Origin of the sequence: Mycolicibacterium hodleri (assembly GCF_025822245.1) — a bacterium.
Taxonomy (GTDB): domain Bacteria; phylum Actinomycetota; class Actinomycetes; order Mycobacteriales; family Mycobacteriaceae; genus Mycobacterium; species Mycobacterium hodleri.
In genome coordinates this window covers 425,089-441,757 of sequence record NZ_JACKTL010000033.1, presented here as the reverse complement: position 1 = coordinate 441,757, position 16,669 = coordinate 425,089, and the positions used below count along the sequence as shown (strand labels likewise).

The following is a 16,669-nucleotide window of genomic DNA, read 5'->3' as shown; positions in this document are numbered from 1 at the left end:
GGCTAGAGCCGTGGCGTCAGGTCCAGCTTCGTGACGGCGACCATCTGGGTGATCAGCCACTTGTTGTCCTGCGGCTTCATGGTGAGCCGATAGGACAGGTAGCGCAGCGACGGAATGCCCTTGGTGACCGGGCTCGTCGCGACGGAGTTGGTGTACACGATGGCGGTGGCCTCGGTCGGCGTCAGCGACTCGACCGCGGCGCCGAGGACCTGGGTGTTGTTGGTGACCTGCGCCTGCTTGTTCGGCTCGACGATCGCGTCGATGTAGCGCTTGTAGTCGGCCGCGAAGTCGCCGCCGAGGTACCTCGCGGAGCGATCGGGAAGCTTGTCCATGTCGTCGGGCGTGTAGGTCCACAGCGTGGTGATGGCGTTGGCCGCGGTTTCGGCGATGACGAACTTCGTGTGGACCGCCGCCCGATCGGCGAGGTAGGGCTGAATCGTGGCGCCCGCGAAGGCACATGCGGCGATGAACAACACACCGGCGGCCACCGCGACGAGCTTGAGTGCCCGCCCCGCCGTGCGATGCGGAACGAGGACGACCTCTTTGGGCTCCTCGGGCTGCTCGACGGGTGCCTCTGCGCCCTCGTCTTCGAGGTTCGCGGGTTCCGAGGTTTCGACGGCCTCGGGCGCCTCGGGCGCGTCGGGCGCCTCGGGCGCCTCGGGCGCCTCGGGCGCCGGCTCGACCACGGGGTCGGTCTTGCCGCGCTTCCACAGCGAGCGACGACGACGCGGCGGTTCGGCGGGGACGACCGCGTCGGCCTCCACCGCCTCCTCGGCCGCACCCTCCGCAGGCTCCGCAACCTCTGCAGGCTCCGTGACCTCCGCAGGCTCTGGGACCTCCGTGGCCTCGTCGGCTTGTTCGACCTGTGGCGCCTTCTGCCGCGGCAACCGGTGGCGGTTGCGCGCCGCCTTCCCCTGCGGGACTGAGGCGGCGGCAGCGTCGGCGGTCAGATCACTTGAATCAGCTGACTGATCTTCCACTGCTGTCCCTCCTCGATAGTCGTTACGACCCAACGGGTTCCACTCTCAATCGGAGTCTTGCCGTCGGGTCCGGTGGACTTCACGTTCGTCGCCACCAGGATGTCTGCGCTGCCGTTGTCGTTCCATCGCTGCACGCCGGCCTCTTGCACGACACCGGTGGTCGGCTCGGCCCGCGCCACCTGGATGACGATGTCGTTCAGCTTCTCCTTGAACGACTTCGCGAAGTCACCGGTGCCCTGGGCAAGGATGCGATCCGCATAGTCGTTGGCGTGGAAGGGATCCAGTGAGGTGTACTCCGTCATGAAGCCGCGGACGTAGAACAACGCCGAGGCGTCCCGGTCCTCGGTCCGCTTCAAACTCTCGTGACCGACCAACACGAAGATGCTGCCCGCGATCGCGGCGGCCGCCAGCACGAACGCCAGGATCGCCGTCAACGGAAGACCCCACCGCAGCGGGGCCTTGGGCTTGGCCGCGCCCGCCGCGAAGAAGTCGCGCTCCGTGTCGGTGACCTTGCGCCGCGGGCTCATCGGCCTCGTCCCTTCGGCGGCGCAGGCGCAGGCGCAGGCGCCGGAGCAGGAGCAGGCGGCGCGCCCTGGCCCGTCAACGGCTTCTTGAGCACGGTCAGCACCGCGACCTGCCACTTCCCGTTCGACTTCTCGAAGTCGGCCCGCACCGTCGCGGTGATGAACTTGAGCTTCGCCGGATCCGATCCGCGTTGACCCTGCAGCGCCAGCAGCATCGCCGCCCGATCCTGCGTCACCGACAGCACCGCGCTGCTCACCGCCCAGTACTCGTTGTCGGTGACACCCGCCTTCTGGACTGCCTGCTGCTGCGCGACGAGTTGGGGCCGATATCCGTCGGTGGCGAGCCCCTGCGCACGTGCGAAGTCGTCGACCACGGACTTGGTGCCGTAGCTCAGCAACTGCTCGACGATCCGTGGACCCTGCTCGGCGATCTCGGTGCGCGCGTGTTCGAGCGCCCGGTCCTGACGGAACACCTGGACATAGCCCAACCCGCCACCGGCCGCGCACAACACGGCCGCGGCAAGCAGCACGGAACCGGCGATCCGGCGCACGTCGCGGCCCGATGACTCGGCACCGTCGTCGACGACCCGAACCTCGGTGCGCAGCAACAGATCCGCGAACGTCCGATGCCGCTTGTCACCAAGCGGCCACAGCCAGCCGACGAACAGCGCCGCGGTGTCGAGGAGGTGAGCGAAGTCTCGCGCCAACAGGCGGACGCTGCCCACCGGCATCCCAGTCGGCGTCGTGACGCGGATGCCCGCAACCGCGCGACCCATCGTCGCGCCGACCACCGACGGCAGCAGCCACCGGTTCACCAGCGTGGCCAGGACGCCGACCGCCATCGCTGCCATGAACACCCACCAGAGCCAGCCCCCGACGGGTGTGGTGTACGCCAGCAGCGCCATCGTCGTGACCACGGCGACGCCGGGCAGCACGTCGAGCAGCAGCGCGGCCGCCCGTGCCGGCCACGACGCGAAGCGGACGATGTCGTCCGGCGCCGTCGTCGTCTCGGTGGTGTCGTCGAGAACGGCCGTCACGAGGTGACCTGGTCCAGGCGATTGATCTTGTAGGTGCCGTCGGCGGGCGCCATGTTCACGCGCAGGCGGTATCCCTGTTCCTGGTCGGCGGCTTGGGAGTTGGTCACCTTCACCCGGACCGCCACCAGCACGTCCACCGAACCGTCGTCGTTGTGCTTCTCGACGGCGCCGCGCATGTCGGACACCTGAACCTTGACGTTGGCCGCCTGATAGGCCTCGACGAGCATGCTGGCGAACAGGTTGGCCTGCACGCCGAAGTCACCGGTGGCGCATTCGATGACCTTGGTCTGGCTGGCCGTCATCGCCGCGATGTCGGGGGCTTGGGTTGCCTCGACGCACTCCTTGGCCCGCTGCAGCGCCATCGCGTCCTCGCGGGCGATGGCTTCGCTCTGGTCGTGCGACTTGAGAGCGAGATAGCCACCGGCTCCCACGCCCGCGGTGAGGACGAGCAGAGCCAGACAGATTGCGACGAGCCACCCGCGGCCGAACCGCTCGGGCCGACGGGTCACCAGGTCCTGCTGAAGATCGGATTGTGCGTCGGACTCCACCGACGCGTCGTATTCGCTAGGGATGTCTTGGGGGTTCAGCCGGCTGGTGCCAGCATCTCCTTCCATCCGTTTTCTCCTGGATCACTTGAGTTGGTGACGGAGTACGTGACTCCGTCGGGTCCGACGACCTGACCGTTGGACGGCGTGTAGATCGCGGTCGGCCCTGCTGCCGGAGTGTAGACACATGGGTTGGGCTGCTGGCCACTGCAGGCGACCGTGCCCTGGCCAGGGGCCGTAAGCGGGTCGCTCAGCGGTGACGGTGGCTTCGGCGGCAACTGATCGGCGGGCAACGGGTTGAGCCCGTTGTTGATCGTCGGTGCAGGCACCACGTAACCGGGCTTGACCGGCTGGTCGCAGCGCGCGCCTGCCGCCGGGCACGTCAGGATCTGGTTCGGATCGCCGTACCAGGGGTTGGTGCCCATCGGCTCGTACGGCGTGTTGCTGTGGCACTCGTCCGGCGTCGCCGCGCGCTTGCCGGGCACGTCAGCACACGGGTAGTTGCGAGCACCACGGACGACGTTGCCCTGGAAGTCCTTCGGGATCTTGCAGTACAGCCCGTCGGGCAGCGGCTTGGTCGACGTGTCGGCCGGGGAACGCCATTCCGCGGCAGGGAGGAAGCCCGTCAGACACGGCGGCGGCTGGTTGATCGACAGACCGAAGTGCAGCAGACCCTCGCCCGGGAAGATGGTGCCCGCCTGGGCGACCGTGGCGCCCTGGGGCAGGATCACCAACGCCTGTTCGAGGCCCGCGTGATAGCGCTTCAGCATGTCCGTGACGATCGCGAGGTTCGCCAGGGTCTGCGGCAACGCCTCACGTACGTCGCCGAACACCGCGTTGAGCTGGTCGGCCGTCGGGGCCGCCTGCTGCAGACCGCTGCGCAGCGCCTGATCCTGCTCGGCGGTCTGCGACGTGATGGTGTTCAGGTTCCTGGCCCACTGCGAGATCGCGTCACCCGAGTTGACCTGGCTGTCCAGGATCGGCGTCGAGTTGTTGATGATGTCGTTGACCGGGCCAAGGTTGTCCTTGAAGTCACTGGCGATGGCGGTTGTCGAGTCGACCAACCGTTGCAGCGCGGGACCAAGCCCACCGACGGCCTGAGACGTCTCGGTCAGCAGTGAGTCGATCTTCTCCTTCGGCAGCACTGCGAGGCCCTCGTTCGCGGCGTCGAGCGCCGGTCCGACCTCGCTGGGCACTGTGCCGTTCATGATCGTCGACCCGGCGGCCAAATACTTGCCCGGCTGGTCGGCAGTCGACACCAGGTCCAAGTACTGCTCGCCGATCGCCGAGACGGAGTGCACGTTCGCCGTCGCGTCGGCCGGGATCTTGTACTTGCTGTCGATGCTCATGGTGGCCTCGACGCCCGTCGGGGTGGGCTTGACGTCGGTGACCTTGCCGATCTGCGTGCCAAGGTACGTCACGTTGGCCGTCGAGTAGAGGCCGCCGGACCTGGGCAGTTGAGCCTTCAGCTCGTACTGCCCGATGCCGGCCACGCTGGGCAGCCGCAGGTAGTACCAGCCGAGGACCACTAACGCGATGATCGTCAGGATGGTGAAGATAACCAACTGAATCTTGATGAAGCGGGTCAGCATCGCTCACTCACCTCTCTCGACCAGCGGTCCGCCCGGCGCATCGTGCGGGTTCGGGGTGAACCGCACGTCCGGGATCATCGTCGCCGGATCGCGGCCCCACGACTGTTCCAGAGCCCGCAGCATGCCCGACACACCGGTGCCGGAGAGCACACCGTTGTCGATTGCCGACAGCGTGAGGTCCACGTTGAGCGACACGTTGATGTAGTCACCGCGGATCGCCTTCGGCACGTTTTCGATGCTGAATGGCGCCGTTCCGATCACCTTCAGCGCTCCGAGCAGGTACGGGGACGCCTTGCCCAACTGGACGAGCGGCCGCTGAAGATTCTTCAGGTTGGTCGTGATGTCCGGGTTGGCCTGCGACAGCGCGTCGTCGGTGGCCTTGCTGACCCGACCGAGGGCCGTGACCGCGTCGGCGAACAGGTCCCTGGTGTCGGCGAAGTGCTTGATCAGCGGGGGGAACTCGGTGAGGACGCGGTCGAGGGTGTCGTTGCGCTGCGCCACGATGGCGAGCAACCGGTTCGTCGAGTCGATCGCGCGGGTGATGTCTTCGCGCTGGTTGTTCAGCTCGGCGGTGAAGGTGTCCAGACGTCCGAGGAACTCGCGGATTTGGTCACCGCGACCGGTCAGGATGTTGGCGACCTCGGTCTGGATGACCTCGAGGTTCGGGATGCCGCCGCCGGTGAGGATGGTGCCGATGCTGGCCAGCGTCCGCTCCGTGGTGGGGAACGCGCTCGCCCTGGACAGCGGAATGGTGTCGCCGCTCTTCAGCAACGGACCGTCCGACTTCGTCGTCGGCGCGTCCAGTTCGACGTGCTGCGAGCCGAGCAGTGACGTCTGACCGATCGCGGCCGTGGTGTCGGCGGGCAGCTTGAGCCCCGGCTCCACGTCCAGCGTCAGGGTCGCGACCCAGTTCTTCAGCTCGATGGCCCGCACGCTGCCGACGAAGACGTCGGCGACGCGCACGCGGCTGTTCACGTTGAGCGCCAACGTGTCTGGCATCTGCACGTAGATGGTCATCGCGTTCGAGCCGGTACCCGCGCCACCCGGCACGGGCACGTTCGCGATGCCCTTCCACCCGCACGACGTCAGGATCAGACCCGCGGCGAGCAGGGCTCCGCCGCGCTTGACGACGGTCCTCGGCGAGATGCGCAACGGCCTTGTCTTTTCTTCGCGCAAGCGGCTCATCAACCAGCTCCTGCTTCAGCGGGCAGCGGTGGTCCAGCCGGCGCGGGCGCGGCGGCTGGCGCCGGCCCGGCCGCCGGGGTGACGGGGCCGACCGGATCACCGGGGATCACGCCCGGTGCGGGCGCCGGCGGCGGCCCGGGCTGCGGATACCACGGCGGGGGCAGAGGGCTGTTCTCGCCGTAGGCATTTGGCGGTCCGGGCAGACGGCCGTTGTTGACGCCGAATGCCGGCGGCGCAGGCGGTGCGACGATGTCCGGTCCGCCCATGAGCTCGCCGAGTGACTCGGGGGTCAGCATGTTCTGCGTGAACGGCTGCACCTCGACGCCCTGCATGCCCGGTGCGACGGTCCACCCCGGCTCGTGGTTGCCGTGGGAGAACAACGTGTCGCGGGAGAAGACGCCGGGCACCGTGGTGTCCTTGTAGCCCGGGGGCGGCTGCAGCCGCTGTTCGGAGTACGCGATCTGCTTCGGCAACGTCATCGCCGCGTTGATCTGGTTCAACCCGAACGGCGGGTAGTTGAACTTCGTCGCATCCAGGATCGGCGCCAGGTACTGCGCACACAGCTCGGCCGAATCCTGATACCCCAACCGGCTGCCCGCTTGGATTGCGCTGCAGAGGAACTGCATCGGATTCGCGTAGTTGTTGATGACCGGGAGGTTCACGAGGCCGCCGGCGTTCGGCGAGGCGATGTTGACGATGTTGGCCGCCAGGTTCGGGTACACGTGCAGACCGGTTTCCAGGCCCTTGCGGGGCTCGGGCTGCAGGATCGCGTTGGTGACGTCGGCGAGGTTGTTGACGTCCTTGGTCAGCACGGTCGCGTTCTGGTCGAGGAAGCCGCGGGTGGTGCTCAGCAGTTGGTTGAGGTCCTGCACGGCCGTCGCCACTTCGCGGTCGGTGTTGGTGAAGGAGTTCGTGAACTGCGCCAGGTTGTCGTTCAGTTCGACGAACTGCTGGTCGCTCTTGTAGAGCGCGTTGACGAACAGCGCCAGGCTCTTGATCACGCCGAAGAAGTCGCCACGGCCCTGATTCAACGTGGTCAGCGCCTCGGACAGGTTGTTCAGCGTCGTGTTGATCTGCTCGCCCTTGCCTGCGAGACCGTCGGAGAAAGACTCGACGACGTCGCCGAACGGGCCCTTGGGCTGCTCCTTCGTCGGCCCCAGGTCGGTGAGGATGCGGTTGATCGAGTCGCGGAGTTCGTCGTACTCGACCGGCACCTGGGTGCGGTCCTGCGGAATCAGCGCGCCACTCTCCATCACCGGGCCACCGGTGTACGGCGGTGCCAGCTGAATAGTGCGCGACGCCACCAGGCTCGGGTTCAGGATGGACGCGGTGGCGTTCGCCGGGACCTTGTACTTCGACTCGTAGTCGAAGGTGACCCGCATCTTGTCGCCGGCCGGCTCGATCTTCTCGATGGTGCCGACCCGGACGCCCATGATCTGGACCTTGTCACCGGGGTACAGCGCCAACGTCTGCGGGAACTCGGCGACCACGGTGTTGTAGGTCAGCTTCTTGTACAGGTTGTAGCCAAGGAACGCGGCGACGATGACCGCGATGAGCACCACGGTGCCCACGATCAGGGTCGTCTTGGTCAGCGCGGGCAGTTTCATGTTCCGGACGTTGAAGATCGTCGACATCTCTCGTGCCCCCTAACCTTGGGATCCGGGCGGAAGGAACGGCGGGTTGCCAGGCAGCGGTTCGCCTCCGCTGCCCACCTGCGGACCCGGCCCCGGCGGCGGGATCGGACCAACCAGCGCGGGCGGAGGCGGCGAGGTGCCGTCACCCTGAAGCGATCCGGGCGCGATGTACGGATCCGACGGTTGTCCCGGGGTGACCGGAACGGTCCGCGCTCCTGGCGGACCCGGCGCGAACTCGGGCGCGGGGGTGCCCTGAACCGGCGGGGAGAACTCACCGGGGAACGCCGCGCTCGGGACGCCGGGCGCCGGCGGGGGAGCATTCGGGTTCGGCGGAGCACCGAGCACGTCGGGCGGTCCATAGTTGTTGGCGCCGTACGGGTTCGGGCCAAACGGCCCGTTCTCGGCCGAGGCGCACGGGAGCGGGTTGCCCGGCGTCGGGTAGTTGCCGGGGGCCGGCGCGTAGGAGCACGGGGAGCCGGCGATGACGGCGGGACCCGGGTGCTCCGGCGTGCCCTCCAGCGGGGTCGGCGCGGGCGGCGGGGCGCCGTTGGCCTGGCGCTGGCCGTTCGGGTCGGGGTACCGGAACGACGGCAGACCCGCGTTGCCCCAGAACTCCTCGGGGGCGATGCCGCGCTTCTTGAAGGCGGCGTCGACCCACGGCTGCAGGATCCAGTACGGCAGCAGGTTGACGAGCATCACCTTGAAGTACGGGCCGGAGGCGAGGGCCTCGCCCAGTGATGCGGTGAACTTGCTGAGCGAGGTCAGCGTGTCCGCGAGGTCGAACTTCCTGGCCACCAGCACGTCGCTGATGGTCTGCAGCTGGGTGAGCACCTTGTTCAGGTTGGGGTTGTCGTCGATGAAACCCTTGACCTGCGTGGAGAATTCACTGACCCGCTCGAGCAACATGCTGACCGCGTAGGACCGCTCGTTGATGGCGGCGAGCAGGGTCTTGGCGTTCACCAACAGGTTGTTGATCTGGCCGCTGCGGCTGCCGAGCACGCCTGCGATCTTGTTGGCGTTGGCGAGAAGCGTCTTGATGTCCTCGTCGCGCTTGCCGATCGTGTCCGAGAATCGGGACACGCCGTCCAACGCCGCGCTGAGGTGTGGGTAGGTCTGGTCGATGGTCTCCGACAGCACGTTCAGCGACTTCTTGACCGACTCGGTGTCCCAGCCCGACGCCGCCTTGGTGACGTCGAAGAACGCGTCGTAGATCTGGTACGGGGTGGTGGTCTGGCCAAGCGGCAGAACGCCGTTGGCGCCGAGCGTCGTCGAACCCTTGGGCTGGAGCTCGAGGTTCTTGCGACCGAGGATGGTGTCGGTGCGGATGTTGGCGCGGGAGTCGGTGCCGACCTTCGTGCCGTCCAGGGTGAATCCGATGAGGACCTTGTCGCCCTCGATCTTCATCGACTGCACCTGGCCGACGTCGACTCCGGCGATGCGAACCTTGTCACCGGGGTTCAGGCCGCCGGTGTCTGTGAACTGCGCGTAGTAGTTCGGCTGCGCGAAGATCATCGGGACGCTGGCGAAGCTCTGCCCGACGCCGATGACGAGCACCAGGATGATGATGCCGACTATCCCGTTGCGGATCCGGTTGTTGCCTTCGATTGACCTCATTGCGGCGTGCACCTACCCGATGGCTGAGACCAGACCTTGACCGTACGGACCGGGCCACCCGGCTGGAGACCGTTCAACTTGAGGGTGACGTCGCAGGCGTAGAAGTTGAAGAAGTCGCCGTAGATGCCACCCGCGCGGCCGATGATCTTGAGGGCGGCGGGAATCTTGATCAGCGTGTCGTTCAACTGTTCCTTCTGGTCGACAAGCGGCTGCTGAAGGATTTCGAGGTTCGTCACCGTCTTCTGCAGCAGCGGCCGGTTGTCGCCGAGCAGATCGGCGACCGAGCCGGCCGCGTCGCTGATGTCGGCGACCGACGCGGCGATCGGATCGGCACGGTTCTTCAGCCCGGTGACCAGGGTCTCGAAGTTCTTGACCGTCTCGTCGAACTGCTGCTGGTGCTTGACCGTGGTGGCGAGCACGGTGTTGAGGTTCTTGACCACCTCGCCGATCGCCTGGTCGCGGTCGGCCAGGGCCGACGTCAGGGACGCGGTCTGGTCGAGGATGTCGTTGATGGTGCCGCCCTGGCCCTGGAAGATCGTGATGATCGACTGGGCGATGTTGTTCACCTTGTCGGGATCCAACGCGCGGAACAGCGGCCGGAACCCGCCGATCAGCGCGTCCAGGTCGAGGGCTGGCTCGGTCCGGGTGTCCGGGATGGTGGCGCCGGCGGGCAGCTTGGTGTTGTCGTCGCCCCGCTTCAGTTCGAGGTACCGATCGCCGATCAGGTTCAGGTAGCGGATCGAGGCCGTCGACCCCTGGAACAACTGCAGGGACCGGTCGACGTCGAAGTGGACCTCGACCTCGGTGCCGCCGTTGATCAGCTGAACGTCGGAGACCTTGCCGACCTCGACTCCCGAGGCGCGGACGAACTGCCCGGCGCGCAGGCCGCTGGCGTTCTTGAAGATCGCCGTGTATCCGGTCGTGCGGTCGAATCGCAACTGACCGAACACCACGATGATGAGCGCAGTGAACAGCAGCAGCACCAGGGAGAGTGCGCCGAGCTTGATCGCGGTACCGGTGATTCTCATGGGTTGATCGTGTTCTCCCCGATTTGGCGTCCCCAGACGTACTCGTTGGCGATGGGCTGACCGAGTCCGATGTGGTTGTACGGGGCGATGCTGGCTCCGGTGTCCATCACCAGGTACGGCATGGGCCACAGGTCACGGGTGACGGGCTGCCAGCAGCCGGGCCGTCCCTCGGGGCCACCGTGGGCGTTCACCCGGGGCAGGTTGTCGGGGTACACGTACGGATTGCCGGGGAAGAGGATCTCGGAGTGGGTGTTCAGCGAGTAGCCGTTGCCGCCGAGCGACGAGGCGATCTTCGGCTCGACGTCGTGGTAGTTGCGAATCGTGCAGAAGAGCATCGGGCTGTACTCGTCGAGTAGGGCGCTGGTGGGCACCAGGTCCGCCGAGCTGCGCACCAGATAGGGCCCGGCCTTCTCGAACACCTCACCGGCGGTGTTGCCGAACCCGACCGCGGCCATCAGGGTCTGGTCGACGGTGCCCTGCAGTTCGTTGAGTGTCTTCGCGGTGGTGACCGCGTTCTTCAGGCCGTCGAAGAGATCGGGCGCCGCGTTACTGAAGATGTCGGCAAGGTCGGCAAGGCGCTGGTTGTCTTGACGGATCCGCGGCATCAGCGGGTTGACGTCGGCGAGGATCGTGTTGCCGTTCTCGATCGACTGGCCGAAACGCTGGCCCAACCCGTCGAGCGCCTGGGCGGTCGCCGTCAGCGTCTGGTTGAGCTTGATGGGGTCGACCTTTTGGGTCACCTGCACGACCGTCTCGAACAGCGTGTTGAACTCGGTGGTGACGGCGGAGACCTCGATCGGCTTGGCCGAGCTGGCCCGCTCCGCCGACGGCTTCGACGGCGACGAGAAGGCGATGTACTTGTTGCCGAACACCGTGGTCGCCTTGATCTGGGCGTCCACGTTCGACGGGATCAAGTCGGAGAACTGCTTGTTGACGTCGAGGTTGACGGCGGCCATCGGCTCGCCGTTCTGGCTGATCGCGTCGACGCTGGCCACCCGACCGATCTCGACACCGTTGAACGTGACCTTCGAGCCCGGGTCCATGGACAGACCGGACCGCGACGAGATCAGCTGCAGCCTCTCGGGCACGCTCCACCCGCCGCGGAACTGCTTCCAGATCAGCGCCACCACGATGGCGACGATGATCAGCAGGACCACGCCGGCCACCTTGTACGGAGGTGTCCTCGGCTTGTTGACCGGCAACTTGGTCTGGCCTGGTGCGGTCATCGGCTACACCGTCAGGTTGAAGTTGGCGTTGGTGCCGTAGAGCGCCAACGAAGCGAACAGGACGACGAGCACGATCGCGATGAGCGAGGCACGCATCGAGCGGCCGACGGCCTCGCCGACGCCGACCGGGCCGCCGCTGGCGTAGAAGCCGTAGTAGCAGTGGTTGAGCATCACGATGATCGAGATGATGATCGCCTGGACGAACGACCAGGCCACGTCGTCGGGCCGCAGGAACGTTCGGAAGTAGTGCTCGTAGGTGCCGGTCGACTGGCCGTAGAACAGCGTCGTCGTCACCTGAGCCGACAGGAACGACATGATGATCGCCATGGCGTACAGCGGGATGATCACGACGAAGCCGGCCATGATGCGCGTCGAGACGAGGTACGAGATCGACTTGATGCCCATGACCTCGAGGGCGTCGATCTCCTCGCTGATGCGCATGGCGCCCAGCTCGGCGGTGGCGCCGGCGCCGACCGTGGCGGCCAGGGCCTGGCCGGCGACGACCGGGGCGGCGATGCGGACGTTCACCAGCGCCGCGAAGAAGCCGGTGAAGGCCTCGACGCCGATGTTGCCGAGCGAGGCGAAGCCCTGGATCGCGATCAGCGAGCCGCCGGACAGGGTGACGAAGCCGACGATGGCGACCGTGCCGCCGATGACGGCCATGGCGCCGGTGCCCATGCCGATCTCGGCGACGAGCCGCAGCATCTCCTTGCGGTAGTACCGGAAGGCGTGGCCGATGGAGCCGACCGCGGTGACGACGAACCAGGCGATGTGGCCGACGCTGTCGAGGAACCGCGCCGGCGACTTGGCCAGCCGTTCGCCGCCCGCGATGGCACGCGGAAAGCGCGACCGAAGGACTGCAGCCGTTGACATGTCAGCGCCCCGTTCCGAATCGAACGCCGATGGTGGTCATGATGACGTTGACCGCGAAGAGCGCGATGACGCAGAGCACCAGGGTCTCGTTGACCGCGGTGCCGACGCCCTTGGCGCCACCGGAGACGGTGAGGCCGCGGTAGCAGCCGACCAGCCCGGCGATCATGCCGAAGATCAGGGCCTTGATCACCGAGATGAGCACCTCGGGGAGGCCGGTGACCAGCGTGAGGGTCGAGACATAGGCGCCCGCGGAGATGTTCTGGATGTAGACGCCGAAGACGAAGCCGCCGACGAGGCCGATGGTGATCACGGCGCCGTTGAGCAGGAAGGCCACGAACGTGGAGGCGATCACGCGGGGGACGACGAGGCGGTGGATCGGGTCGATGCCGAGCACCTCGAGTGCGTCGATCTCCTCGCGGATGGTGCGGGCGCCGATGTCGGCGCAAATCGCGGTGGACCCGGCGCCGGCAACGACGAGCACGGTTACCAGCGGACCCAGCTGCGTCACCGCGCCCAGCGCGGCACCGGCACCGGAGATGTCGGCTGCGCCGAACTCGGCGAGAAGGATGTTGAGGGTGAAGATGATGAGGACCGTCAGCGGGATGGCGACCGCGATGGTGGGCAGGAATGCGACCCTCATGAGGAACCAGCCCTGGAGGATGAACTCGCGCCACTGGAACGGGCTGCGGAACAGTGCCTTGCCGGTGAGCACGCACATCTTCACGAAGCCGCCGACAGCCACCAGGCCTGGACGGACCTGGTCGCGGACGTAGTCGAACAATCCCGGGTTCTGTGATGTCACCGGGTGGGTCTCGCCGTCTCGAGCGTGATCTGGCCACGGCACTCGTGACGCAACGGCAGAAGGTGTCGCACGCCGCCTCCTTGCCCAAGTTTCGTGTCTGTGATCACAGTCTCCCTACTCGTGGGTAGTAAGGCGGACCACAGGAGAGTACCCGATGGATTCGGCAGGGTGCACCGCATCGGCCGGATTGTCACCGAGCTGGCTGGCAAACTCGTCATCTCGGGTCAGCGTTCCACCGCGTCGACTGAAACCGTTGAGGCAGAAGAACTTTCGCCAGCGTCAATCAGGTCTCCCTTGCCGAACCGTGCCCTCAGTTCCGTCTTGAGGACCTTACCGGCCGGGTTGCGCGGCAGTGCGTCGACGACTTCGAGGGCCCGTGGATGCTTGTAGCGGGCGAGCCGTTCCCCGAGGAATTCCTGGAGATTCTCGAGCGTGAGTTCGTCGGTCGCCGCGGCCGAGCTGACCGCCAGGATCGCCACCGGGACCTCGCCCCACTTCGGGTGCGGGCGGCCGATCACCGCGGCCTCCCCGATCGAGGGGTGGGCGGCCAGGGCGTTCTCCACCTCGGCGCAGTAGATGTTCTCGCCACCGGAGATGATCATGTCCTTCTTGCGGTCGACGACCCAGACGTAACCCTCGTCGTCCTGGCGAACGAGATCACCCGAGTGGAACCACCCGCCCGCAAAGGCCTCCGCGGTGGCGTTGGGGTTGTTCCAGTAGCCCGCCATCAGCGTCGGCGCCCGGTACACGATCTCTCCCACCTGGCCGACCGGCACGTCGTTCATGTCCTCGTCGACGACGCGAGCCGACACGGTCGGGATGACCTTGCCGACCGAGCCCAGTTTCCGGACGGCGTCCGCACCGAGCAGCATGCACGTCACCGGCGACATCTCGGTCTGCCCGAAGGCGGCCAGGATCTGTGCGCCGGGGAAGGTCTCGGCCATGTCGCGCAGCAGCGTGTCCGACGCCGGGGCGGCCCCCCACGACAATGTGCGCAGCACGACGTTCCGGGGCCGGGCGCGCTGGGCGGCGCACACCACCTGCCACTGCGCAGGTACCAGGAAGATGCCCGTGACGAGTTCGGCCTCCAGGACGTCGAGGAGCGCGCCGGGGTCGAAGGCGCCGAGCGGGTAGATCACCGTGGGCCGTCCGAGCAGCAGGCCGGTGACGAGGCTTCCGACGCCGGCGATGTGGAACAGCGGAACGCCGACGAAGCCGACGTCGTGGTTCACGTCCGCGCCACTGGTGAACAGGTGCGTCATCGCCTGGCCGGACAGGTTGACGTGGGTGAGCACCGCGCCCTTGGGCCGTCCCGTGGTGCCCGAGGTGTACATGATCAGGGCGGGTGAATCGTTCGGGATGTCGACCGGTTCGGGGGCCGCGCCCTCTTCGGCCAGCAGGTCGTCATACCCGAGCAGCCCGTCCTCGGTGGGGCCGCCGGCCACGACGATCTCGGCGAGCATGGGGTCGAGTTCGCGGACCGCCGTGGCGACCGACGCCAGGACCGGCTCCGTGACGACCACGCGCGCCTCGCAGTCACCGACCAGGAACGCGATCTCCGGCGGGGTCATGCGGAAGTTCACGGGCACGGCGATGGCGCCGAGGAGATTGGTCGCCAGCACCGATTCGATGAACTCGGTGCGGTTGAGCATCAGGATCAGGACGCGGTCACCGAAGCCGACGCCACGTCTGCTCAGCGCCCCGGCGAGGGCGGTGACCCGCCGGTCGAGCTCGCCCCAGGTCGTCGTCTGCCCGAGGAACCGCAGCGCCGTCGCATCCGGTTGCATCAGGGCGTGACGCGCGAGCTGGGTAGTCCAGTTCTGCCGACGCGCCAGGTAGGGCTGCTGGACGAGCAGCCGGTCCGAGGCTGGCATGGCGGTCAACGTCGAGGCTCCCTGGGGTGTGTGCGCGAGTTGCGCGGCGTTGATATTTGATCAAACATGGTGTTGCCCCGGTCACACTATGGCCTAGGTCGCTCGTGGACAAGCCCGGGCAACGGGCACCGACGGCGGGGGATCGATGAAGGCACGAGTACCGTGAGCGCACCGGTGAGGCCGCGACGCGAACAACTCTCCGACGAGGTCGCCGGGCATCTGCGGGTCCGCATCATGTCCGGCGCGCTGCGGCCGGGTTCGTTCATCCGCCTCGACGAGACGGCCGCCGAGCTGGGCGTCAGCATCACACCCGTCCGCGAAGCCCTGCGGACGCTGCGCGGCGAGGGCATGGTGCAGCTCGAACCGCACCGCGGGCACGTGGTCTCCCCGTTCACCCGTGACGACATCGAGGACATCTTCTGGTTGCAGGCCGTGATCGCCGGCCAGCTTGCCCGGTCGGCCGCCGAACGCATCACCGACGAGGAGATCGACGAGCTCGAACGGCTCGCCGAGACCGTGGCCGACGCCATCGGCCGGCAGGACACCGCCGAGGTCGTCGAAGCGGAGTTCGCCTTCCACCGGACGTTCAACCGGGCGTCGGGGCGGATCAAGCTGGCGTGGTTCATGCTCCACGCGGCCCGATACCTGCCGCCCCACATCTATGCCAACGATCCGCAATGGGGCCACCATGCGGTGGCCAACCGTCGCGCACTGATCGCCGCGCTACGCCGCCGCGACGTCGACGTCGTCGTGCAGGTGACCGACGCCCAGTTCACCGACGGCGCCCGACGGCTCACCGCACGGCTCGACGAGCTGGGTCTCTGGACCTAGGAGAGCGACTCCGCGCGCTTCTTCAGGTTGTCGGCCAGATGCTCGAGGGCGTCGTTGACCACCTTCTTGACCATCATGGCCGGTACCGGCATCGAGACCTCGACGTCCAGGTCGACGGTCAGCAGGCTCGTCGGACCCATGGCGACCACGGAGAACATCTGCTCCTGCTTGGAGAAGAGGTCACCCTGCTGCATGACCGTCTGGATCTGATTCTCGCCGGGGTAGTAGACGGCCTGTATATAGGTGCCGTCCATGCCCTGCACGGACGTGTCCAGGCGCAACTGGCTGGGCCGCTGGTCGTCGTAACGGGCCAGGATCCAGCAGCCCTTGATCTCCTCGTTCCACTGGGGGTAGGACTCGAAGTCCGCGACGATCGCCATGATCGTTTCGGCGGGGGCCTCGACCTCGACGGTCTTGCTCACGAGCGGCATCGGGCGAGCATATCGGCAGCGGCGCCCCGCGATTGGATCAGGTGGTGACCGCGGTCTCCAGCAGGGCGCGCAGCGTCTCGGGGACCGCGACGGGCCGGCGACTGTCACGGTCGACGTAGACGTGCACCCAATGGCCCACCGCGGCAACGGGTTTCGCGTCGTCGGGCGTCTCGGGCGGAGCGAACACCGCCAAGCGGTAGGTGACGCTGCTGGTGCCGAGCCGGGTGACGGCCAACCCGACGACGAGTGGGTCGGGGAACTGGAGTTCGGCGAAGTAGCGGCAGCCGGATTCGGCGACGACCCCCAGCGCCGGCGCGGCCAGCGGATCGTGACCCGTGGTCGTGTTGAGCCACGCGTTGATGGCGGTGTCGAACAGTTGGTAGTACACCGCGTTGTTGAGATGGCCGAACATGTCGTTGTCGGTCCACCGGGTCAGCACCGGCCAGTGCACCGGAAAGTCGCGTGACGTCAGGTCCCGTTCGCTCGAGCTCAC

At 67.1% G+C, this 16,669-nt stretch carries 16 protein-coding genes; 1 reads left to right on the top strand and 15 read right to left on the bottom strand.

Annotated elements, in window-relative coordinates:
- Window positions 1-2: 2 nt before the first annotated feature.
- From H7J06_RS14595 to fadD5, 13 genes are all read right to left on the bottom strand, one after another.
- The gene (locus H7J06_RS14595) at window positions 3-980 is read right to left on the bottom strand and encodes a mammalian cell entry protein (RefSeq protein WP_264039611.1); all 978 of its coding nucleotides are present in this window, start codon (window positions 978-980) and stop codon (window positions 3-5) included.
- Window positions 947-1,507 carry an Rv1363c family protein gene (locus H7J06_RS14590; RefSeq protein ID WP_264039610.1) on the bottom strand — a complete coding sequence of 187 codons (561 nt, stop codon included), beginning with the start codon at window positions 1,505-1,507 and terminating at the stop codon, window positions 947-949. The genes H7J06_RS14595 and H7J06_RS14590 overlap by 34 nt, the downstream gene beginning before the upstream one ends.
- Window positions 1,504-2,541: an RDD family protein gene (locus tag H7J06_RS14585; RefSeq protein WP_264039609.1), complete on the bottom strand. Its 1,038-nt coding sequence runs from the start codon at window positions 2,539-2,541 to the stop codon at window positions 1,504-1,506. Before H7J06_RS14585 ends, H7J06_RS14590 begins: the two co-directional genes overlap by 4 nt.
- Window positions 2,538-3,155: an Rv1363c family protein gene (locus H7J06_RS14580; RefSeq protein WP_264039608.1), complete on the bottom strand. Its 618-nt coding sequence runs from the start codon at window positions 3,153-3,155 to the stop codon at window positions 2,538-2,540. Before H7J06_RS14580 ends, H7J06_RS14585 begins: the two co-directional genes overlap by 4 nt.
- A complete protein-coding gene (locus H7J06_RS14575) occupies window positions 3,125-4,678 on the bottom strand; it encodes a virulence factor Mce family protein (protein WP_264039606.1) in 1,554 nt (517 codons plus the stop codon). Before H7J06_RS14575 ends, H7J06_RS14580 begins: the two co-directional genes overlap by 31 nt.
- 3 nt (window positions 4,679-4,681) lie before the next feature.
- Window positions 4,682-5,863, bottom strand: coding sequence for a virulence factor Mce family protein (locus H7J06_RS14570; protein WP_264039605.1), 1,182 nt, complete (start codon window positions 5,861-5,863; stop codon window positions 4,682-4,684).
- Window positions 5,863-7,497, bottom strand: coding sequence for a virulence factor Mce family protein (locus H7J06_RS14565; protein ID WP_264039604.1), 1,635 nt, complete (start codon window positions 7,495-7,497; stop codon window positions 5,863-5,865). Before H7J06_RS14565 ends, H7J06_RS14570 begins: the two co-directional genes overlap by 1 nt.
- 12 nt (window positions 7,498-7,509) lie before the next feature.
- A complete protein-coding gene (locus tag H7J06_RS14560; RefSeq protein ID WP_264039603.1) occupies window positions 7,510-9,111 on the bottom strand; it encodes a virulence factor Mce family protein in 1,602 nt (533 codons plus the stop codon).
- Window positions 9,108-10,139 (bottom strand): MCE family protein, encoded by a 1,032-nt coding sequence (locus H7J06_RS14555; protein ID WP_264039602.1) that lies wholly within the window; start codon window positions 10,137-10,139, stop codon window positions 9,108-9,110. The genes H7J06_RS14560 and H7J06_RS14555 overlap by 4 nt, the downstream gene beginning before the upstream one ends.
- Entirely contained in the window at window positions 10,136-11,365 is a 1,230-nt protein-coding gene (locus H7J06_RS14550) for an MCE family protein (protein WP_264039601.1), read from the bottom strand. Before H7J06_RS14550 ends, H7J06_RS14555 begins: the two co-directional genes overlap by 4 nt.
- A gap of 3 nt (window positions 11,366-11,368) precedes the next feature.
- Entirely contained in the window at window positions 11,369-12,238 is an 870-nt protein-coding gene (locus tag H7J06_RS14545) for an MlaE family ABC transporter permease (RefSeq protein WP_264039600.1), read from the bottom strand.
- Between the two features lies 1 nt (window position 12,239).
- Window positions 12,240-13,040, bottom strand: coding sequence for an MlaE family ABC transporter permease (locus tag H7J06_RS14540; protein WP_308205789.1), 801 nt, complete (start codon window positions 13,038-13,040; stop codon window positions 12,240-12,242).
- Window positions 13,041-13,264: 224 nt separating this feature from the next.
- On the bottom strand, window positions 13,265-14,914 hold the full coding sequence (gene fadD5, locus H7J06_RS14535; protein ID WP_264039767.1) for a fatty-acid--CoA ligase FadD5: 1,650 nt from the start codon (window positions 14,912-14,914) through the stop codon (window positions 13,265-13,267).
- Window positions 14,915-15,076: 162 nt separating this feature from the next.
- Here fadD5 and H7J06_RS14530 point away from each other — a divergent pair, with 162 nt between their 5' ends.
- Window positions 15,077-15,745, top strand: a complete 669-nt coding sequence (locus tag H7J06_RS14530; RefSeq protein WP_264039599.1) for a GntR family transcriptional regulator — start codon at window positions 15,077-15,079, stop codon at window positions 15,743-15,745.
- On the opposite strand, the gene H7J06_RS14525 is transcribed toward H7J06_RS14530, so the two are convergent.
- Both H7J06_RS14525 and H7J06_RS14520 read right to left on the bottom strand, forming a co-directional pair.
- The gene (locus tag H7J06_RS14525; RefSeq protein WP_264039598.1) at window positions 15,742-16,176 is read right to left on the bottom strand and encodes an SRPBCC family protein; all 435 of its coding nucleotides are present in this window, start codon (window positions 16,174-16,176) and stop codon (window positions 15,742-15,744) included. The genes H7J06_RS14530 and H7J06_RS14525 overlap by 4 nt on opposite strands.
- A 37-nt stretch (window positions 16,177-16,213) precedes the next feature.
- Entirely contained in the window at window positions 16,214-16,669 is a 456-nt protein-coding gene (locus H7J06_RS14520; protein WP_264039597.1) for an acyl-CoA thioesterase, read from the bottom strand.